The sequence below is a fragment of the Deferrisoma palaeochoriense genome, from assembly GCF_054656955.1.
Genome location: NZ_BAAHXI010000069.1, coordinates 1 through 20,534, shown reverse-complemented (window position 1 = coordinate 20,534; position 20,534 = coordinate 1). Strand labels below are relative to the sequence as shown.

Annotated in this window: 16 protein-coding genes; 8 read left to right on the top strand and 8 right to left on the bottom strand. The window is 72.2% G+C overall.

Annotated features, from left to right (window positions below):
* A partial coding sequence (locus ACYQ8L_RS15580; RefSeq protein WP_459942736.1) for a Clp protease/crotonase-like domain-containing protein occupies window positions 1–616 on the top strand: 616 nt, incomplete at its 5' end.
* Window positions 617–1,129: 513 nt separating this feature from the next.
* Here ACYQ8L_RS15580 and ACYQ8L_RS15575 read toward each other — a convergent pair.
* On the bottom strand, window positions 1,130–1,942 hold the full coding sequence (locus ACYQ8L_RS15575; RefSeq protein WP_459942735.1) for a menaquinone biosynthetic enzyme MqnA/MqnD family protein: 813 nt from the start codon (window positions 1,940–1,942) through the stop codon (window positions 1,130–1,132).
* Complete coding sequence (locus ACYQ8L_RS15570; protein WP_459942734.1) at window positions 1,939–2,493, bottom strand: NUDIX hydrolase; 555 nt, start codon at window positions 2,491–2,493, stop codon at window positions 1,939–1,941. Before ACYQ8L_RS15570 ends, ACYQ8L_RS15575 begins: the two co-directional genes overlap by 4 nt.
* 82 nt (window positions 2,494–2,575) lie before the next feature.
* On the opposite strand from ACYQ8L_RS15570, the gene ACYQ8L_RS15565 reads away from it, so the two are divergent.
* The 5 genes from ACYQ8L_RS15565 to ACYQ8L_RS15545 are packed head-to-tail and all read left to right on the top strand — an operon-like array spanning window position 2,576 to window position 7,176.
* Window positions 2,576–4,393: a menaquinone biosynthesis decarboxylase gene (locus ACYQ8L_RS15565; RefSeq protein WP_459942733.1), complete on the top strand. Its 1,818-nt coding sequence runs from the start codon at window positions 2,576–2,578 to the stop codon at window positions 4,391–4,393.
* An 18-nt stretch (window positions 4,394–4,411) separates the two neighbouring features.
* Window positions 4,412–5,410, top strand: coding sequence for a serine O-acetyltransferase EpsC (gene epsC / locus ACYQ8L_RS15560; protein WP_459942732.1), 999 nt, complete (start codon window positions 4,412–4,414; stop codon window positions 5,408–5,410).
* A complete protein-coding gene (gene yidD, locus ACYQ8L_RS15555; protein ID WP_459942731.1) occupies window positions 5,407–5,829 on the top strand; it encodes a membrane protein insertion efficiency factor YidD in 423 nt (140 codons plus the stop codon). The genes epsC and yidD overlap by 4 nt, the downstream gene beginning before the upstream one ends.
* A complete protein-coding gene (locus ACYQ8L_RS15550; RefSeq protein WP_459942730.1) occupies window positions 5,819–6,655 on the top strand; it encodes a tetratricopeptide repeat protein in 837 nt (278 codons plus the stop codon). Before yidD ends, ACYQ8L_RS15550 begins: the two co-directional genes overlap by 11 nt.
* 56 nt (window positions 6,656–6,711) lie before the next feature.
* Entirely contained in the window at window positions 6,712–7,176 is a 465-nt protein-coding gene (locus ACYQ8L_RS15545) for a single-stranded DNA-binding protein (protein WP_459942729.1), read from the top strand.
* A 128-nt stretch (window positions 7,177–7,304) separates the two neighbouring features.
* Here the strand turns inward: ACYQ8L_RS15545 and ACYQ8L_RS15540 are convergent, their stop codons facing one another.
* From ACYQ8L_RS15540 to msrP, 6 genes are all read right to left on the bottom strand, one after another.
* A complete protein-coding gene (locus tag ACYQ8L_RS15540) occupies window positions 7,305–8,450 on the bottom strand; it encodes a KamA family radical SAM protein (RefSeq protein WP_459942728.1) in 1,146 nt (381 codons plus the stop codon).
* Between the two features lie 716 nt (window positions 8,451–9,166).
* Entirely contained in the window at window positions 9,167–11,380 is a 2,214-nt protein-coding gene (locus tag ACYQ8L_RS15535; RefSeq protein ID WP_459942727.1) for an ATP-dependent helicase, read from the bottom strand.
* Complete coding sequence (locus tag ACYQ8L_RS15530) at window positions 11,377–13,167, bottom strand: chloride channel protein (RefSeq protein ID WP_459942726.1); 1,791 nt, start codon at window positions 13,165–13,167, stop codon at window positions 11,377–11,379. Before ACYQ8L_RS15530 ends, ACYQ8L_RS15535 begins: the two co-directional genes overlap by 4 nt.
* Before the next feature lie 208 nt (window positions 13,168–13,375).
* Window positions 13,376–15,637 (bottom strand): PAS domain-containing hybrid sensor histidine kinase/response regulator, encoded by a 2,262-nt coding sequence (locus tag ACYQ8L_RS15525; RefSeq protein WP_459942725.1) that lies wholly within the window; start codon window positions 15,635–15,637, stop codon window positions 13,376–13,378.
* On the bottom strand, window positions 15,634–17,454 hold the full coding sequence (locus ACYQ8L_RS15520) for an ATP-binding protein (RefSeq protein ID WP_459942724.1): 1,821 nt from the start codon (window positions 17,452–17,454) through the stop codon (window positions 15,634–15,636). The genes ACYQ8L_RS15525 and ACYQ8L_RS15520 overlap by 4 nt, the downstream gene beginning before the upstream one ends.
* A gap of 116 nt (window positions 17,455–17,570) precedes the next feature.
* Window positions 17,571–18,443, bottom strand: coding sequence for a protein-methionine-sulfoxide reductase catalytic subunit MsrP (gene msrP / locus ACYQ8L_RS15515; RefSeq protein ID WP_459942723.1), 873 nt, complete (start codon window positions 18,441–18,443; stop codon window positions 17,571–17,573).
* Between the two features lie 311 nt (window positions 18,444–18,754).
* Between msrP and ald the strand changes: the two genes are divergently transcribed.
* Together ald and ACYQ8L_RS15505 are read left to right on the top strand one after the other, a co-directional pair.
* A complete protein-coding gene (ald, locus tag ACYQ8L_RS15510) occupies window positions 18,755–19,870 on the top strand; it encodes an alanine dehydrogenase (RefSeq protein ID WP_459942722.1) in 1,116 nt (371 codons plus the stop codon).
* Window positions 19,871–19,874: 4 nt separating this feature from the next.
* Window positions 19,875–20,507 (top strand): GNAT family N-acetyltransferase, encoded by a 633-nt coding sequence (locus ACYQ8L_RS15505; RefSeq protein WP_459942721.1) that lies wholly within the window; start codon window positions 19,875–19,877, stop codon window positions 20,505–20,507.
* The last annotated feature ends 27 nt before the right edge of the window (window positions 20,508–20,534 follow it).

The following is a 20,534-nucleotide window of genomic DNA, read 5'->3' as shown; positions in this document are numbered from 1 at the left end:
CCCGAAGCACGGCTCGGCGCCGGTGGGCGGGTCCACGGACTTTCTGCCGTGGTTCCTCACCATGGAAGACGCCATGTGGAACTGCATCTCCTGCGAGCTTTGGTCGGCCTACAAGATGAAGGCCAAGGGGCTCATCTCGAAGGCCGTGCCGGTGTTGAAGACCGCGGACGGCACGTTCATCCGCAACCCCCAGGTGATCACCGAGGAGTACGTGCGCGACGGCGAGATCGTGTACGGGGAGTTCAAGACGGGCGAGGAGGCCCAGAAGGCCAAGGAGCTCGTGAAGTCGTGCACGGTGGACTTCGAGCTCCTGGACAAAGAAGTCAACCAGATCATCTGGCGGTTCGCGAACCTGTTCCCGGGGTGTCTGCAGATGTCGATCGACATGATCCGGGCGAAGAAGAAGTTTTTCTGGGACCAGGCGAAGCTGGCGAACCGGCACTGGCTGGCGGCGAACATGATGTGCGAGGCGTTTTTGGGGTTCACGGCGTTCAGCACCCGGAAGATGACCGGGGAGGACGTGATCGACTTCCTCAAATACCGCCAACTCGTGGCCCGCGGGGCGCTGATGGACGAGGACGCGTTCGAGCAGGTGCTCCCCAAGCCCAAGGGCTGATCCCCCCACCCCTCCCTCCCCTTCCCAACGGGGATGACCGGGGCCTTCGGGCCCCGGTCGTTTTTTGGGACCCGTGGGGGAACGGCGCGTTTTCACCCACCGGTTGATTGCGCGAAAACCCACATTTTCTGGAGGGCTAAAAGCAAAGTCCTTTTGTTTCTGAGAGTTACAAGATGGCACGGGGATTGCTTCAGAGCGGGCAACGAACGGCCCCACACCCCACACGGACCGTTCGCCGAGCCTCCTATCGCGAGGCCTCTTCCCCCAAGCCCCCGTTCCCCCGGGGGCTTCTTTTTTGTTGCGTCGGGATGGCCGGATCCGCAGAAGTACGCGCCCTCCTCGTTGCGCGGGAGGAGCGGGATGCGTGCGACCCTCGTGTTTCCCCCCTTGGCCAGCCCGACCTACGTGCCCCTGGGCCTCCAGCACCTGGCCGCCGTGGCGCCGCCGGGCACGGCCGGGACCAGGCCCCTTGCCGGGCCCCGGGCCGGATGTCTGTTTGAACGCAACGTGGTATCAGACCTCTTCCACCGGCAGCGGCCGCAGGGGGGGCACGGAGTCGATCAGGCCCAGGCCGGCCGCCTCCTCCGCGAACCGCCGGAGCCCCTCCCGGTGCCAGGCCGTGAGGTCGTAGGAGATGGTCTGCCAGTAGGCGAGAAGATCGGCCTCGCCCATCCAGGCGGCCTCGGGGGCCCGGCGGGCGAGTTGGGGGTAGGTGCGATAGGCCCGCTGCCGGGCCTCCACCAACGCCCGGTACACCCGGCGCACCCCGGACGGATCCGCCTCGAACGCATCCCGTCGGCAGATCCACAGGGCGAACACAAAGGGGGTCCCGGTGGCCTCGTGCCACAGGGCCCCCAGGTCGTACACCCGGGGCCAGGCGCCCTTGCGGGCCTCCTGGAGGGCCCGGTCCCCGATCCAGAGGACCGCATCGCAGCCGTCCTCGGGCTCGGCGTACCGGGGCGAGAGGCCCAAACGCCGCTCCAGGAGCACCCGTACGAGCCACACCGAGGTGGCTGAGGCCGGCGTGAGCCCCACCGTGCGGCCGTCCAGGTCCTCAAGGGGCCGCCGGGAGAAGAGGAGGACCGAGGCCACCGGGCCGATGGACGAGATCGAAAGGTCGGGCAGGAACCCATAGAGTTCAGGCCGGGCCAGATACTCGGCCGAGGAGGAGGGCGCCAGGTCCACCGCCCCTTCCCGCAGCATGCGGTTCAGCTCGGCCGGCACCCCCTCCACGTACTCCACCCCGGGAAGGCCGGCCTCCTCCAACGCAAGGTAGAGGGGGGTACAGTTGGCAAACCCGATCCGACCCACCCGGAGCGGCCTCACGGCATCCCCCCGCCTGCCCGCCAGGCGGCCCGCAGGAGTCCCACGGCGGTTTTCGCATCGCGGATCTCCCCGGCCGCGGCCCGGGCCACGGCGTCGCCGAAGGCGACCCAGTGGACCTCGATCCACTCGTGGGCCCCGTGGGCGGTGGGCACCTGCCGGAGGTCCTGGGCCAGGAACAGGTGGACCTCCTCGTCGCAAAATCCCGGCGTGGGGAGGATGGATCCCAGGGGGGCCCACGCCGCCGCCTCCACCCCGGCCTCCTCGGCCAACTCCCGCCGGGCGGTGGCGAGCGGGTCCTCGCCGGGGTCGAGCTTCCCCGCCGGCAGTTCCCACAGCCACCCCCCGGCCGCGTGCCGGAACTGCCGCAGCAGGCACACCCGTCCGCCCTCATCCAGGGCCACCGCGGCCGCGCCCCCCGGGTGGCGCACCACCTCCAGGGGCAGCCGTCGGCCGTCGGGCAGCGCAACGGCCTCGATCCCCAGGTCCACCACCCGGCCCCGGTGCACCGGATACCGGGTGGACAGTTTCTTCGGCGCTCTGCTAGAGTTCATCGTTTTCCACGTCCGTCGGAGCGATGGGGCGCCAGCCTACCCAGGCCCCCTCGGAACGGTCAAGCTGAGGATCCCGACGTCCATGCCTCCCTACCGAAGCCTGCGGGAGTTCGTGGCCGCCCTGGAGGCGGCCGGCGAGCTCGCCCGCGTCCCCGACCCGCTTTCCCCGCATCTGGAGATCGCCGCCGTGGCCGACCGGATGATGAAAGCGCCGGGAGGCGGCAAGGCCCTCCTGTTCGAGCGGCCCGCCGGCTACGATATGCCGGTGCTCGTAAACGCCTTCGGGAGCCGGCGGCGCATGGCCCTGGCCCTGGGGGACGACGTGGAAGCGGTGGCGGCCCGGATCCGGCGGTGGCTCCTCACCGGGCCCCCCCAGGGGTTGCGGGAGACCGTGGATCTGGTGCGCCGGCTTCCCGAACTCCGGGGGCTTCGGCCCAAACGGGTGCGGCGGGGCGCGGCCCCGTGCCAGGAAGTGGTCCACCGGGGGGCCGCCGTGGATCTCACCCGGCTGCCGGTGCTCCACTGCTGGCCCGACGACGGCGGCCCCTTTGTGACCTTCCCCTGCGTGTTCACCCGGGACCCCGAGACGGGACGCCAGAACGTGGGCATGTACCGGCTCCAGGTGTTCGACCGGGCGACCACCGGCATGCACTGGCACGTGCACAAGGACGGAAGCCGCCTCCACCACGCCTACCGCAAGCTCGGAAAGCCCATGCCCGTGGCCGTGGCGATCGGCACCGACCCGGTGGTGACCTACTGCGCCACCGCGCCCCTGCCGCCGGGCATGGACGAGATGCTCCTGGCCGGGTTCATCCGCAAGGCCCCGGTGGAGATGGTGCCGTGCCTCACGGTGGACGTGGAGGTGCCGGCCACCGCGGAGATCGTGCTCGAAGGGTACGTGACCCCGGGGGAGACCCGGATCGAGGGCCCGTTCGGCGATCACACCGGGTACTACTCCCCGGCCGAGCCCTATCCGGTGTTCCACGTGACCGCGGTGACCCACCGCCGCAACCCCCTCTACTTCGCCACGGTGGTCGGCATCCCGCCCATGGAGGACGCCTGGATGGGCTGGGCCACCGAGCGGATCTTCGCCCCGCTCCTGGCCACCCAGTGGCCCGAAGTCGCGGACATGCACCTGCCCCCCGAGGGGGTGTTTCACAACCTGGCGCTCCTCGCGGTGGACAAGCACTTCCCCATGCAGGCCCGGCGGCTCTTCCAGGGACTCTGGGGCGCCGGCCAGATGAGCTTCACCAAGGTGCTCGTCGCACTCGACGACGACGTGGACGTGACCGACGTGCCCGGGGCGATGAGGGCCGTGCTCGATCGGGTGCGGCTTCCCGAGGGGCTCGTGGTGACCGAGGGGGTGCTGGACGCCCTCGACCACTCGGGGCTCCGGCCCCTGTGGGGCGGAAAGCTCGGCGTGGACGCGACCCGCCCCCTTCCCGGGGAGCCGGGTCATGGGGAGCCCCCGCCCCCGGGCACCCCGGCTCCCACCGAAGGGGAACTCCTCGGCCTACTGCGGCCCCGATTTCCCGGCCTGCGGGCCTGCCGGATCCCCGTGCCGGAGGCCCGCCTCACCCTGGCGCTCCTGGTGCTGGAAAAGAGCCGGCCCGGGGAGGGGAGCGACCTGGCCGAGGCCGCCCTGGAGCACCCCGGGGTGGACGTGGCCGTGGCCGTGGAGGGCCGGGTGGACGACCCTCTCCGGGTCCTGGCCTGGCGGGCCCTTGCCAGCCTCGATCCGGTGCGGGATCTTTTCGTGCAGGGAAACAAGGTCGGCGTGGACGCCACCACGAAGGGCCCCGAGGAGGGGTACGACCGGGAATGGCCCGCCGAGGTGGCCCATCCCCCCGAGCTCACGGCCCGGGCCGCCGAGATGCTCCGGCGGCTCGGCCTCGAGTAACGCAAAGGAGGCAACCCGATGGACGGCGAAAAGCTTTCGTGCGTGACCCCGAGCGGCGATCCGGCCGCTTGCGAAACCGAGACAAGGCACCACAGGGAGTACCGGGCGCGGCTCCCGGAAGCCGTGGAGAAGCTCGTGGAGAGCTGCCGCACGGTGCCCCACATCGCCCACGTGGACGCCGCGCTGATCCCCTCGAAGGAGGAGGTCACCGACCTGGTGGGGCTCATGATCCGGCTCGTGTTCCCTGGATTCTTCGGTCACCAGGAGCTCGACTGGGGGAGCCTGCCCTACCGGGTGGGCCAGGGCGCGGCCGAACTCTTCGACCGTCTGAGCCTCCAGATCGCCCGGTCGATCCGCCATGAGTGCCGGCGCACCGAGAGCCTCTGCACCCACTGCCTTGACACCGGGCAACGCCAGGCCCTGGAGTTCCTGCACCGGCTGCCCAAGGTACGCGAGATGGTCTCGGGGGACGTCGTGGCCGCCTACCGCGGCGATCCCGCGGCCAAGAGCTACGACGAGATCGTGTTCTGCTACCCGGGGGTTTACGCCATCGCGGTGTACCGCCTCGCCCACGAACTCTGGGACCTGGGGGTGCCGCTCCTGCCCCGGATGATGACCGAGCTCGCCCACAGCCAGACCGGGATCGACATCCACCCCGGGGCCCGGATCGGCCGGGAGTTCTTCATCGACCACGGCACCGGCGTGGTGATCGGGGAAACCACCGAGATCGGGGACCGGGTCACCCTGTACCAGGGGGTCACCCTGGGGGCGCTGTCGTTCCCCCGGGACGAGCGGGGGGATCTCGTGCGGGGGCACAAGCGCCACCCCACCATCGAGGACGACGTGATCATCTACTCCGGGGCCACGATCCTGGGGGGGAACACCGTGATCGGCCGAGGGTGCGTGATCGGCGGAAACGTCTGGCTCACCGAGAGCGTTCCCCCGGGCACCAAGGTGACCCTGAAGGCCCCCGAGCTCGTGTACCGGCCGGCCCCGCCCAACGGCCCGGGGGCATGATGCCCTCGACTCTCCGGAGGGGGTGCCTCCTCGGCCTCGCGCTCCTCCTCGGGGCGGCGGGCGTGGGCCGGGCGGCCCCCTGGGCCCCGCCCGGCTGGGTCGTGGCCCGGGAGGAGCCGGCCCCGGGACCCACGAACCCGGCCGCCGCGGCCGTCGGATGGGGGGTCCGGCTCTACCAGGCCACGGCGAGCCAGGTGGACGGCGACCGCTGCCCCAGCCACCCCACCTGCTCTGCCTACGCCGCCCAAGCCCTGCGGGAGCACGGCCCCCTCGTGGGGCTCCTTCTCACCTTCGGCCGGCTGGTCTCCGAGGCCGACGAGGCCGGGTTCGCCCCGCGGGTCTGGGTGGACGGCCGGTGGAAGGTCCACGACCCGGTGGACCAGGATCTGGCCTTCTGGAGGGGGCGCCTTGCGCCGTAGGGCGGCGGGCCTGGCCCTGGCGGCCCTGGTGCTCCTGGCCCTCGGGGCTCGGGCCACGCCCCCGCCCGACACGGCCGAAGGGATCCTCTCGTTCGGGAACGCGCTTCTTCGTTCCGGCGACAGCTTCCGGGCGGCCACCGAGTACCTGAGAATCCTCCACCACTTCCCCGACGCGCCCGAGGCCCTCCGGGCCCTCGAGGGGCTGGGCCGAGCCTACGCCCTGGCCGGCCGGTGGGACGAGGCGGCCCAGGCCTTCGGCCGGCTCCAGGAACTCGCCCCGTCGGCCGAGCACCGGCGGCTCTGGGCCGGCGCCCTGTACCGGGCGGGCCGGTACGCCGAGGCGGCCCGGGCCTCCCTCGTCCCGGACGCCGGGGAGGAGAACCGCACCCTGGGCACCCTGGCCCGGCTGCGGGCCGGGATGGGGGGCGCCCCCGGGGAACGGGGCGACCTCCGGGCCGAGTACGAGGCCCTGCCCCGCAAGAGTCCGGCCGCGGCCGGGCTCCTCTCGGCGGTGCTTCCGGGCGCCGGGCACCTCTACACCGGCCGGCCCCGGGACGCTGCCGTCGCGCTGGTGCTCAACGGCGCGTTTCTCTGGGGCACCTGGCAGGCCGCCCGCGCCGACCAGTGGGCCCTGGCCGGCATCCTGGGGGCGCTCGAGCTCGGATGGTACGGGGGCACGATCACCAGCTCCATGAACGCGGCCCACAAGTGGAACCGCCGGGAGGAGGGCCGGTTTTTCTCCCGGTGGGAGGCCGGGGCGCTTCCCCGGTGGGACCTGGTGTTCCTGCCCGGGGGCGGCGGGGCCGTGGCCACCTGGACGTGGTGAGCCGGGTCTCCTAGAATCGCGGGGCTGACGAAACGGACGAGACGGAGGAAGACGAGATGGCACGCGGCGTGAACAAGGTGATTCTGATCGGCAACGTCGGGCGGGACCCGGAACTCCGGTACACCCAGAACGGCACCGCGGTCTGCAACTTCTCGCTGGCCACCACCGAGCGGGCGAAGATCGGCGGCGAGTGGCAGGACAAGACCGAGTGGCACAACATCGTGGCCTGGAGCCGCCTGGCCGAGATCTGCAACCAGTACCTCCAGAAGGGCACCCAGGTGTACATCGAGGGCCGGCTCCAGACCCGCAAGTGGGAGGACCGGGACGGCAACACCCGGTACCAGACCGAGATCGTGGCCCAGGACATCCAGTTCCTGAGCCGCACCCGCCAGGACGGCGCCCCGGCCGGCCCCCGCCGGGGCCCGGGGGGCCCGGCACCGGACGACGCGTTTGCCGGACCCGACGACTTCCCCGGCCCCGACGACCCGGGCTTCGACCCCAACGACGACGTACCCTTCTGATCCGACCTCGGTCGCTGCCGGTTTTTCCGGTCTTCGGCCGGCGGCGCCACGCGCACACGACAACGGCCACCCGGTGCGTCAGCGCCGGGTGGCCGTTGTCGTATCGGGGCGCAGGGAACCCGAAGGCCTCACGAGGCCAGGGCGTCCCGGTCCTCCTCCGCGTCGGCGAAGAAATCCTCGAGCCAAAGGGCCCGGTCGTTGCGGGGCAGCACCAGCACCCGGTCCTCGTCGGCCGGGTTCCGGGCCCGGTGGTACCGGGCGTACACGGCCCCCTCGTCCACCCCCACGATCTCGATCTTCCCCGAGGCATGGCTCATGGCGTAGCGCACCCGGCGGGCGAGCCCAGAGAGTCGCTGCCGCGCCCGATGCAGGATCTCCCACCCCTCGACGATCGGCACGGCGAACGCCCGGTTCCCCACGGCCGGCCGCATCTGGAACAGGTAGTACGGGGTGGCGCCGAGGCCCACGAGCTCCTGGTACAGCTCGGCCAGCACCTCCGGATCGTCGTTGAGCCCCCGCACCAGCGGGCACTGGTTGAACACCTGGGCCCCCGCCTCGAGGAACCGCTCCACGCACCGCCGGGCCTCGGGGCCGAGCTCGGCCGGGTGGTCGAAGTGGGTCATCACCGCGAGCGCCTTGCCCCGGGTCCGCACCTCCCGGACGAGCGCGAACAGGCCGGGGTCCTTCAGGATCCGCAGTGGGTTGTACGCCGGGGTCTTCGACCCGATCCGGATCGTGGCCACGTGGGGCACCCCCGCGAACGCGAGCACCGCCTCACGCAGCCGGGCCGTGGGCAGCACCAGCGGGTCGCCGCCGGTCAGGAGCACATCCCGGATCTCGGGGTGCTCCTCCACGTACCGCACGGCCGCGCCCAGGTCCTGCAGGCACTCCCGCTCCGCCTGCATGAAGAGCCGCTTGCGAAAGCAGTACCGGCACAACCCGGCGCACTGGTCGGTCAGGAGCACGACCACGGTGTCCCGGTACTTGTGCTGCACGCCGGGCAGCACCCGGTTGGCCTTCTCGTTCGAGGGGTCGAAGCTTCCCGCGTCCTCGAGCTCCCGCGGATCGGGAACCACGACCCGCCGCAGGGGATCCCCAGGATCCCTCCAGGAAACCCGCGAAAGATAGTAGGCGGGGGCCTGGAACCGGAACCGGCGGGCCACCGGCTCCAGCCTGGCCCGCTCCTCGGGCTTGAGGCCGGGAACCGCGTTCAGGTGCGTGACAAACCGGCCGGGCTCAAAGGCTCGCATATCGGTCCATTGGGGTGGAGTCATGGCACACCTCCTTTGAAGATCGGTCCTGCGGTCGTCAGTCGTCCGTCGTCGGTCGTCGGTCGAACGGGGCCGGGGCCGTCGGACGGGGACCCCCCGGACCCGGGGCGAAACGCGTCCGTCCGGGACGCCGCCGCGCCCGTGGCGGACCACCATGTCGTGCTAGGGAGTGACGATCTCGCGCCGCACCGGAAACCCGGCAGCGGGATGGGAGATCCCCCTTATTGCACAAAACGGCGTTCCATTGCAAATCAGGGCCGGGCCCCCTGGACCGACGGGGATCGGGTCTCCCCCGACGTCTCCCCGGAGCGGGGACACGGCGCGGGGGAAGCGGTCGCGGGGGAGGAACGGGCGGGAGGAAGGACGCGGCGCCCGCCTGCGGAACGTCCCACGGGGAAGGCCGAGTTGCAACAAGGGAAGGGCTGCCGACGGAGGCGCAGAAGAGAGGAAAAGAAGCGGGTGATGTGCGAGCGAAGGGCGCGCGCCGGCCTAGTGGTCTGTCTCACAAAAAAGTATGCAAATTGCAGCGGTGGGGCTGGGGGTTCCGACGAAGCGCGACGACCGAGCAGCGCGGGCCGCCCGGCGCCAGGGGAGCGGCCGCGGCGCGTGCCCTCACGCGCCGCAGCGGACCGCGCCGAGGCGGCCCCTGCGAGGTCGTTTAGCGAAGGAGGGGCCCCCAGCCCCACGCCTGGGGAAACCTACGGGATTTCGGGAACGCTTCACGAGCCCAGGTCCTCGGCCGCGATCTCGATGTCGCTCATCCAGGCGAGGAGCTTGCGGGTGCTTTCGGCGAACTGGACCACCAGCTTCGTGGCCGGCCCCCGGCCCTGCACCCGGAGGATGCGCCCTGCACCGTAGGCGGGGTGGCGCACCCGCATGCCGGGCCGGAAGGTCACGGCGCCGGGTTCGGGTTGGAGATACCGTCCGCCCTCATGGTCGCCGGAAGCGGGGAGGTCGGGGGGAGCGCCGGCGCCGAAGGGGACGGAGGCGGGTTCGGGCTCGACCCGGCGGAACACTCCGGGCGGCAGTTCCCCCAGGAACCGGCTCGGGTCCCGGAGCCCCTCGTCCCGCCCGTACACCCGCCGGATGCGGGCCCGGCTCAGGAACAGGCGGTCCTTGGCCCGGGTCATGCCCACGTAGCAGAGCCGCCGCTCCTCCTCCACGTCGCCGTCCTCCCAGATGCTGAGCTGATGGGGCAGGGTGCCCTCCTCGAGCCCGGTCAGAAACACCACCCGGTACTCGAGCCCCTTGGCGGCGTGGAGAGTCATCAGGGTCACGGCCTCGGCGCGGTCGGGGCCCAGGTCCTGGTCGCTCACCAGCGCGGCCCGGTCGAGGAACGCCTTGGCCCCCCCGCCCTCGTCCCGCTCGAACGCCTCTGCCGCGTTCAAGAGCTCCTGCAGGTTCTCCCGGCGCTCCTGGGCCTCCCGCGGGTCCTCCTTGGCCAGGGCCTCCAGGTATCCCGAGTCCTCCAGGATCCGAAGGAGGAGCTCCCGGAGGGGCACCGTGCCGTGGATCTCCCGCCATCCGTCCAGGAGCCCCAGAAACGCCGCGAGGCTCCGGGCCTGGCGGGTCTTGAGCCGGCCCTCGGCCACGGCCCGGCGGGCCGCCTCGTACAGACCGATCCCCTCCTCCCGGGCCACCCCCTCCACCACCTCGAGCGTGGCCCGGCCGATGCCCCGGGGCGGCACGTTCACCACCCGCCGAAACGCCAGGGGGTCGTCGGGGTTCACCACGAGGCGCAGGTACGCGAGGGCGTCCTTGACCTCCCTTCGGTCGTAGAACCGAAGACCCCCGTACACCACGTAGGGGATCCCCCGGGTCAGGAGGGCCTCCTCGAGGGGCCGGGACAGGGCGTGCACCCGGTAGAGAACGGCGATCTCCCCCAGGGGCATCCCCTGGCGCCGGAGCTCCGCGATCGTGTCGGCCACCCAGGCGGCCTCGTCCTCCTCGGTGCGGGCCTCGTGGACCACCAGGGGCTCGCCCTCGCCCCGGTCGGTCCAGAGCCGTTTGGGGTGGCGGTGGCGGTTCCGGCTCACCACCGACCAGGCGGCGTCGAGGATCGCCTGGGTGCTCCGGTAGTTCTGCTCGAGCTTGACCACCCGTGCCCCCGGAAAGTCCTGCTCGAAGGCGAGGATGTTCCGCAGATCGGCGCCACGCCAGCTGTAGATGGACTGGTCGTCGTCCCCCACCACACACAGGTTCCCATGGAGGGCCGCGAGGTGCCGGGCCAGGAGGTACTGGACCCGGTTCGTGTCCTGGAACTCGTCGATCAGGATGTGCCGGAACCGGCGCCGGTAGTGGTCGGCCAGATCAGGGTGCCGCTCGAACAGGAGAAGCGTCTCCAGGAGGAGGTCGCCGAAGTCCATGGCCCGGGCCTCCCGGAGCCGCTCCTGGTAGCGCTCGTAGAAGTCCCGCAAGGTCCGGTCGGTTTCGGCTGGGAGGCGCTCGGGCGGGATTCCGTCGTCCTTGAGCCGCTGGACCCGGTGGAGGAAGGCCCCGGGTGCGGCCCGGCGGCCATCGAGCCCCAGCTCGTCCACCACCGTTTTGGCGAGCCGGCGCTGGTCGTCGGCGTCGTAGATCGTGAACTCGGGGCCCACCCCGAGCAGATGGCCGTGAGCCCGCAGGATCCGCAGGCACACCCCGTGGAACGTGCCGATCCAGATGCCGGCCGACCGGCTTCCCAGGAGGGCCTCGACCCGGCGGAGCATCTCGCGGGCGGCCTTGTTCGTGAAGGTTACGGCCAGGATCTCCCGGGGGCTCACCCCGGCCGCGCCGATTAGGTAGGCGATCCGGTAGGTGAGCACCCGGGTCTTGCCGCTCCCGGCGCCGGCCAGGATGAGGAGCGGCCCCCCGCCGTGGGACACCGCCTCCCACTGGGCCGTGTTGAGCTGGGCCCGGATCGCCTCGGGGTCGAACGCGTGCTCGCGGGTCACGCCTGGGCTCCCCGGAAGGTGCGGTCGATCAGGGCCTTGTTGTAGGCGGCCAGGATGTCCCGGCGCGAGAGCATGCCGATTACCTTTCTCGGGTCGTCACGGCGCACCACGGGCAGGTGCTCGATGTTCCGGTACCCGATCTTCGCCAGGGCGTCGCGCAGGGTCTCGTCGGGAAAGATCGTGATGACCCGAGGGGTGGCGAGCTCCTTGGCCACGATGAGGTCCTCGAGCCCCTCCTCGTAGGCCACCTCCCGCAGATCCTGGAGGCTCAGGATGCCTGTGAGGCGGCCCCCGTCGTCCACCACCGGGAAGGTGACGTGCCGGGACGAGGGAATGACCTGGAGGAGCTCCCGCAGGGGCGTGGCCTCGTGGATCGCCTCCACTTCGGGGTTCATCACCTCCTCGGCCCGGATCGACTCGAGGAGCCCCACCTCCCGGCCCTCCTCCAGGTGGATCCCCCGGCGGGCGAGCTCCAGGGTGTCGATGGACTCCCGCTGGAAGTACCGGCACACCGTGTACCCGATGACGCAGCAGAACATGATGGGGACGATCACCGAGTACTCCCCGGTCATTTCAAAGATGAGGAAGATCGCGGTCATGGGCGCGTGGGTGGCCGCGGCCAGAAACCCGCCCATGCCCACCAGGGCATAAGCGCCGGGGCCGGCCGCGAGCGACGGGAACCAGGCCCGCACCAGGCTCCCGTAGGCCCCGCCCAGCATCGCCCCGATAAAGAGGCTCGGGGCGAACACGCCGCCGGCGTTTCCGCTGCCCAGGGTGAGCCCCGTGGCCAGGATCTTCGCCACCGCCAGAGCGAGGAGCAGCCACCCTCCGATCTGCCCGGCCAGGGCCGCCTCGATGTGCTCGTACCCGTCGCCCAGCACCTGGGGCAGGGCGATCCCGATCACCCCGGTGAGCGCCGCGCCGACGAGGGGCTTTAGGCGCTCGGGGGCCTTCCACCGGGCGAACCGGTCCGTCAGGTCGTAGAAGCTCCGGATGAACGCCACGGCGGCCAGGGCCACCAGCACCCCGAGCACGCAGTAGAACACCACCTCCCAGGGGCTGCGGAGCACGTAGTGGCGGGGCACCTCGAAGGCGGGGCGGTTCCCCTCGAACGTCCGGGTCACCAGGGCCCCGAGCCCCGAGCTGATCACGATGGGGGTGAAGCTCGTAGCGTCGAAGTTCCGAAGAAGCACGATCTCGTGGGCGAAGAACACCCCGGCGATCGGCGCGTTGAACGTTCCCGAGATCCCCCCGGCCACCCCGCAGGCCACCAGGGTGCGGAGCCGCTCCTGGCCCACCCGGAGCACCTGGCCCACCAGCGACCCCAGGGTCCCGCCGATCTGGGCGATGGGCCCCTCGGTTCCGGCCGATCCGCCGGTACCGATGGTGATGGCCGAGGCCAGCGACTTGACCACGAGGGTGCGGGCCCGGAACACCGCCCCCTTCAAGTTCACGGTTTCCAGGAACCGGGGGAGCCCGTACCCCCGGACCTCGCCGGGGAAGAGCATGTCGAGGGGAACGAGAAGGGCCGCGCCCGCCGTGGGCAAGAGCGGCAGGAGAAGAAGGAACGGGAACCCGTAGTCGATGCCCAGGGCGTGCCAGCCGGTGTCGAACACCACCCGGTGCACCAGGTGGATCAGCCGGCGGTAGGCGATGTTCCCCGCCCCGGCCAGAAGCCCCACGGCCACCGCCATGTACAGGGTAGCCGTGTGCTCCGACGGCCGGATCCGATCGATCCACCGGTTGAGCCGGTCCGACAGGGGTTTGAGCGGGCGCTGGGTGGTCACTGCGGTTCCTCCCGGCGGGGTGCGCAGGGCGCGCCATGATACGCCGGGGAACCGGGGGGCTCAAGCGCCGGGCGTGCCCACCCGCACCGCCGGGGGCCGGGAGTCAGGGGTCAGAAATCAGAGGACAGAGGACAGAAGACCCTACCGGGAGCCGCCCAGCCACCCAGCCGCCCAGCCGCCTAGCCCGCCCCGCCACCCAGCCCGCCGTTCACCCCTTCTTCCGCAGGAGCCGGTCCAGGGTCGAGGCGAGTTCGCGCACGTGCACGGGCTTCGGGAGCCACTCGTCGAACTCGGTCTCGGCCGGCCGGGTGACGCCCATGGGCAGGGGGTACCCGGTCACGGCCACCACGGGCACCCCGGGCCGTTGGGCCTTCACCTTCCGGGCGAGCGCCCGGCCGTCGAGGCCGGGCATGGCGAGGTCGGTGACCACGGCCTCGATCCGGTCGGCCTCGGCCTCCCAGCGGGCCAGGGCCTCGGTGCCGTCCCGGGCCTCGAGCACCCGGTAGTTCAGCCGCTCCAGCATGGCCCGCAGGATCTCCCGCACATTCGCGTCGTCCTCGGCCACGAGCACGGTCTGGCCCGCCCCCTCGGGTGCCGCGCCGATCACCGTGGAGCGCCGGGCATGGGGCCGCTCGGCCGCGGGCAGGTAGATCCGCACCGTGGTGCCCTCGCCCACCCGGCTTTCGAGGTCCACGAATCCCCCGTGCTCCTTCACCAGGCCGTAGACCTGGGCGAGCCCGAGGCCCGTGCCCTGGCCCGACGGCTTCGTGGTGAAAAAGGGCTCGAACACCCGGTCGAGATGCTCGGGTGCGATGCCGGTGCCCGTGTCGGCCACCGCGAGGCACACCCACTGGCCCGGCTCCATGCCGGGTACCGGAGGCGCCGTGCCGGGGTCCACCCCCACCCCTTCCAGGTGGATCCGGATCTCTCCCCCCGAGGGCATGGCGTCCCGGGCGTTCACCGCGAGGTTCGTGACGATCTGCTGGATCTGGGCCGGGTCGGCCTCGACCCAGTAGGTGCCCGGCTCGAAGCCCACGCTGACCCGGATACCCTCGGGAAAGGTGGACTCGAAGAGCTTCCCCAGCTCCTTGACGAAGCTCAGGAGATCCATGGGCTGGCGCTCGCTCTTCGTGCGCCGGCCGAAATCGAGCACCTGGCGCACGAGATCGGCCGCCCGGAACGACTGCACGAGCATCTGCTCGAGCCGGTTCTTGACGTCGGCGGGGATGTCGTCGCGGCTCCGGAGCACCTCGGCGTACCCCACGATGGCGCTCAGGATGTTGTTGAAGTCGTGGGCGATGCCGGCCGCGAGCTGCCCCAGGGCCGCGAGCCGCTCCTGGAGTGCGATCTTCTCCAGGCGCTCCCGTTCCTCGGTCACGTCCGAGAGCGCCACCACCCAGGCCTCGGCCCGGGCCGGGTCGCCCACCGCCCGGGCCGCCACCTGGAGTACCCGGGGGTCCGGGGGAGGGGTGAAGATCTCGTGGACCGGCCGGCCGTCGGCCGGGGCCGCCAGGAGCTCCGGCAGGGGCCGGCCGGCGAGCGCCGTCACCCGACCGGCGGGGTCGGTCTCGGCGCGGGCGTCGAGCAGGGCCCGGGCCGCCGGGTTCGCCAGCCGGACCTCGCCGTCGGGCCCGAGGAGCGCGATGCCGTCTGGGGCGAGCTCGAGCACGGCCTCGAGCTGGCGGCGGGCCCGCTCCCGCTCCTCCTCGGCCCGCACCCGGGCCGTCACGTCCACGGCCGAGCCCTGCCAGGCCACCAGCTCGCCCCGGCGGTCCCGGATGGCGCTCGCGTGGCCCTCGAGCCACACCGCCGACCCGTCGGCCCGCCGCAGGGGGGCCACAAACTTCTCCACCAGCCCCTGGGTCCGCAGGCGCTCCATCCACCGCTCCCCGTCCTCGGGGTTGACCCAGAGCTCGCGGGCGTTCACCCGCATCAGGGCCACGGGGTCGGGGTAGCCCAGGATCCGGGCGAAGGCCGGGTTGGCCGTCAAAAACCGGCCGGCGGCGGTGGACACGAACAGGCCCACCGGCAGGTTCTCCACCAGATCCCGGTACCGGGCCTCGGCCTCGACCAGGAGCCGGTCTTTCTCGGCCCGCTCCAGGGCGTTGCGGGCGGCCACGGCGAGCCGGGCGAAATGGTGGGGCGATTTCACCACGTAATCCGAGAGCCCCTGCTTCATGGCCTCGACCGCCACCTCCTGGGTGCCGGTGCCCGTGAACATGATCACCGGCGCCTCGGGCCACCGGGTTTTGGCCAGGGAGAGGACCGCCAACCCGTCGGTCCACCGCAGGTGGTAGTCGGTCACCACGAGATCCGGCGGCGGGCCGTCCAGCGCCTCGAGCCAGGCCTCCCGGTCGGCCACTTCCACCGCCTCGAGCACCGGGAACGCCTTTCGCAGCTCCCGCAGGGCAAGGGCCCGGTCGTCGGGGTTGTCGTCGGCGATGATCACCCGCAGGCCCGGCCCGGTCACGGCTCCCCCTCCAGGGCCAGGCGGCCCCGCAGCCGGCCCAGCTCGTCGGCCACCGCCTCGACCCGGCGGATCCAGGTCTCGGGCGGGCCGGGGTCCTTCTCCAGCGCCTCGCACCGGGCCGCCAGGGCCAGGGCCCCCAGGCCCCGGGCGTTCGATTTCAGGGTGTGGGCCGCGCGGGTCAGGGTCTCCCGGTCGCCCCGGTCCGCGGCGTCGCGCATGGCCAGGATCTGGCGGCCCGCCTCCTCGAGGAAGATCCGGACCATGGTGTCGGCCGACCCCACGGCCACCCGCTCCATGTCGGCCCGGAACCGCTGGTAGGCCTTCTCGTCCAGCACCGGCTCCCGGCAGGCGTCCGGTTCCCGGGCCGCCGAGAGCTCGATCCAGAACCGGCTTCCCTTCCCGGGCTCCGACACCACCCCGGCCCGGCCGCCCATGCGCTCGGCCGCCTTGCGCACGATGGCGAGCCCCAGGCCGGTGCCCGGGTAGGCCTCGGGCCCGTGGAGCCGCAGGAACAGCCCGAAGATCCGCTCCTGGTCCTCGGGGGGGATGCCGATGCCGTTGTCCTCCACCCACAGCCGCACCCGGCCGCCCTGCTCCTCGGCCCGGATCGTGACCTCGGGCCTTCGGCCCTCGGGCACGAACTTGAGGGCGTTCCCCACCAGGTTCCCAACGGCCCGTACCACCATGCGGCGGTGGCCCCGCACCAACGGCAGGGGCCCCTCCACCCGGATCACCGCGTCGGGCCGGTCGAACTCCTCCAGGGCCTCGACCACGGCGGCCCCGAGGTCCACCTCCTCGAGCCGGAGCTCCTCCCGGGCGAGCCGGCTGTACTCCAGGAGGTCCCGCACCAGCCGGTCCATGGACCGGGCGGCCCTCACGATCCGGCCCGCGTACTCCGAGCCCTCGTCCCCCAGCCCCTCGCCGCAGTCCTCGAGGAGCGCCTGGGCGAACCCCTCCATGGCCCGCAGCGGCGCCCGCAGGTCGTGGCTCACGGTGTAGGTGAAGGCCTCGAGCTCCTGGTTGGCCTGCTGGAGCCGCTCGGCCAGGAGCCGGAGCCGCTCCTCCCGCTCCCGGAGCTCGGCCTCGGCCCGCTTGCGCTCGGTGATGTCCCGCACCAGCACCACCCAGCCGGTCTCGTCGTCCACCGCGTAGCGCCCTACCGACACCTCGGCCGGGAAGGCCGCGCCCCCCGCCAGCCCCCGGGTCTCCCAGGGCCCCTTGGGCGGCTCGGCCCCCACGTCGAGGTCGGGCAGGAACTCCCGCACCGGCCGGCCCGCGAGCCGGTCGGTCGCCTCGCCGAACAGGAGCCCGGCCGAGGGGTTGGCCGAGGTGATCCGGCCCGAGGCGTCCACCGTGAGCACCCCGTCGGGCGCGGCCCGCACCAGCGCGCCGGTGCGGGCCTGTTCCAGGTGGAGGAGCCGCTCGCTGCGGTGGAGCCGCACCAGGTGGTCGGCCCGGCGCTCCAAAACGGCCCAGTGGATCGGCTTGGTCACGTACTCGGTGGCCCCGGCGCCGAGGGCCCGGTCCACGCTTTCGGGGTCGTCGAGGGCGGTGACGAACAGGATGGGGAGGGTCTTGCCCTGGGGCAGGGCCCGGATGCGGCGGCAGGCCTCGAACCCGTCCATCTCGGGCATGACCCCGTCGAGGATCACGAGGTCCACGGGTCCGGCGGCGAACCGCTCCAGGGCCTCCCGGCCGTTTTCGGCCTCCACCACGGTCCAACCCTGGCGGCCCAGCACGTGGGCCGCCATCTGGCGGGTCATGCGGTCGTCGTCGGCCACGAGCACCGTGGCCGGCTGGGCGGGAACCGGAACCATGGGCGCACCCCCTTTCTCGCGCGGGTCGGGTCCGGCGGGCATCTGCGCCGCATTCTAGCGCAAAATTTCTCCCGAGCAAGGGAGGGGAAACCAAATCCCACTTTCGTTTTGAATAGTTATCGATTTGCGCCCGGCGGGTCCCGGTACAGGTGAGCCACCCAGGCCCCGTACCCGTTGTAGGCCGGGGTGGGCACCCGCTCGCCGGTGCCCAGGCGCCACTCCCGGTCGCCGCCGGCGATGTTGGAGAAGAACCCGTACACTCCAGGGGCCAGGGTCGTCCAGAAGGTGGAGGGCCGGGTCTCGGTGAAGGTGATCCGCACGATGCCCTTCACGTTCTTGTACCCGTACTTCCAGGGCACCACGAGTCGCACCGGCGCCCCCAGGGACGGGGCCAGGGGCTTGCCGTAGGCGCCGGTGGCGAGAAGCGCGAGTTCGTTGGTGGCCTCCGCCAGGGTGAGCCCCTCGGTGTAGGGCCAGGGCCACTCGGGGTGGCGGGCCTGGCCCGGGGCCTTGTCGGGCTTGAGGAACGCGGTGAACGCCAGGTACCGGGCCGACCCCAGGGGTTCGGCCCAGCGCACGAACCGCTCCAGGGGCACCCCCTCCCAAGGGATCACGGCCGACCACCCCTCCACGCACCGGTGGCGGTAGGTGCGCTCCACGACGCCGAGCTTCCCGAGCCCGTCCAGATCGAGAGTGCGGGGCCGGGCCACCAGCCCGTCCACCGTCACGGTCCAGGGTTGGGTCGGAAACCCGGCCGCCGTCCTCCAGACCTCGCGTTTGTCGGTGGTGAACTCGTAGTAGTTGTTGAACCGGGTGGCCTCGGCCTCGGGGGTCACCGGGCCGGGGTCGGGGAAGTCCCGCGGCCACCCCCGGGCCGCCAGGAGCCCCCAGGCCCCGAGCCCGGCCAGCCCCACCCGGGCCAGGAACCGCCGCCGGTCGAGCCACACGGCCTCGGGGGTTTCGGGAAGGGAGGGAAGCCGCAACCGCATGGGTACACTCCTGTAGGCGACGCGTGGGACCAACGAGGGCACGGAGAACACGGAGGGGCGGGGCTTTCGGCCGCCTCGGCGTCAGGCCCCTCGACCGCCGACCGTGGACCGGCGACCGCTGCTATCACCCTACCCCCGTCCTCCCAACCCGCAAGCACTCCACCTGGCGCCCCGGCCCGCCTTGCGGTATTGATAGGGGATCCCCTTGCTTGCCGCGGATCGGGGGCTTGTGACGGAGCGGCATGAAGCAACCCGAGAGGGGCACGGGGAGTTAGCCTTCCAGCGTTCCAGCCTTTCCCGAGGAGCCTCCCATGATCGTCGGCGTGCCCAAGGAGCGAAAGAACAACGAGTACCGGGTGGGCATCGTGCCCTCCGGGGTGGAGGAGCTGTGCCGCGACGGCCACACCGTGCTCATCGAGACCGGGGCGGGGGAAGGAAGCGGCATCTCCGACGAGGACTACCGGGCCGCCGGCGCCCGGATCGCGGGTTCCGCCGAGGAGGTCTGGGGGGCCTCGGACCTGGTGATGAAGGTCAAGGAGCCCCTGCCCGAGGAGTACGGCCTGCTGCGCGAGGGCCAGATCCTGTTCACGTTCCTCCACCTGGCGCCCCTGCCGGAGCTCGGGAAGGTGCTTCTGGAGCGCCGGGTGCGGGCCGTGGCCTACGAGACGATCCAGCTCCCCGACGGGAGCCTGCCGCTTCTCGCGCCCATGAGCCAGGTGGCCGGCAAGATGGCGGTGCAACTCGGGGCGGCGTTCCTCCAGCGGGAGAAGGGGGGCATGGGCATCCTCCTCGGGGGCGTGCCGGGCACCAAGCACGGCCGCATCGTGATCCTCGGCGGCGGCGCGGTGGGCATCAACGCGGCCAAGGTGGCCTACGGCCTGGGGGCCGAGGTGGTCATCGTCGACATCAACCACGCCCGGCTCTCGTACATCGACGACGTGTTCGACGGCAAGGTGGTGACCCTCATGTCGAACCGCCGGAACATCCGGGAGGCCGCGGCCGCCTGCGACATGCTGGTGGGGGCCGTGCTGGTGCCCGGGGCCAGGGCCCCCCGGCTCGTGGACCGGGAGATCCTGCGGGGCATGAAGCGCGGGAGCGTGTTCGTGGACGTGGCGATCGACCAGGGCGGGGTGAGCGAAACGAGCCGGCCCACCTCCCACACCGACCCGGTGTACGTGGAGGAGGGGGTGATCCACTACTGCGTGCCCAACATCCCGGGCGCCGTGCCCATGACGAGCACCTACGCCCTCACCAACGTGACCCTGCCCTACTGCCGCAAGCTCGCCTCGGGCGACCTCGCGGCCGCGCTGAAGGCCGACCCCAGCCTCGCCAAGGGCGTGAACACCTGGGACGGCCACGTGACCTGCCGCCCGGTGGCCGAGGCCTTCGGGGTGGAGTGGACCCCCCTGGAGACCCTGATCGGGTAGGCCGGTGGCCCGCTGCGCCGTCTGCCACACCCGCTACGATCCGGCCGACCCGGCCGACGCCGCCCGCCACCGCCGGCTCCACGACCGGGTGACCCGGGGCCTGCCCCGCCGCCCCCTCGCGGCCGAGCGGGTGCTCTGGCACGGCGACGGCGACCGGGTGACCGTGGTGCCCCCCGACGCGCCCCGCCGGCTCCGGGAGCGGGTGGTGGAGATCGCCCGGATCGGGGCCCGGGAGATGGGCTACACCGGCGCCCCCTATTCCCTGCGGGAACCCCGGGCGCTTCGCACCCACGCCTTCCTGGGATACCGGGGCGGCCGACTCGCCGGTGTGTTTCTCCTGGCCCTTCGGCCCCTGGAGGCGCTGGCCGAGTGGGCCGAGGGCGAGGAGCCCGACGGGGTGGCCCCGGCGAAGGGGTGGCGGCCCGTGGAGCCGGCCCAGGGGCAGGCCTGGTCGGTGGACTTCCTGTGGGTGGCCCCCGCGTATCGGCGCCGGGGCCTCGGCTGCCGCATCCTGGGGGAGGCCTGCCGGTACCTGGGAACCGGGCCGGACGCCGTGGCCTGGCTCCCGCCCTTCACCGCGGTGGGCCGGCGGTTCATCCCGTCGGTGAGCGGGCCGGTGTTCCGGGTGTCGCGGTGAGGGAGCGGCGGGAAAGCGGGAAAGCTA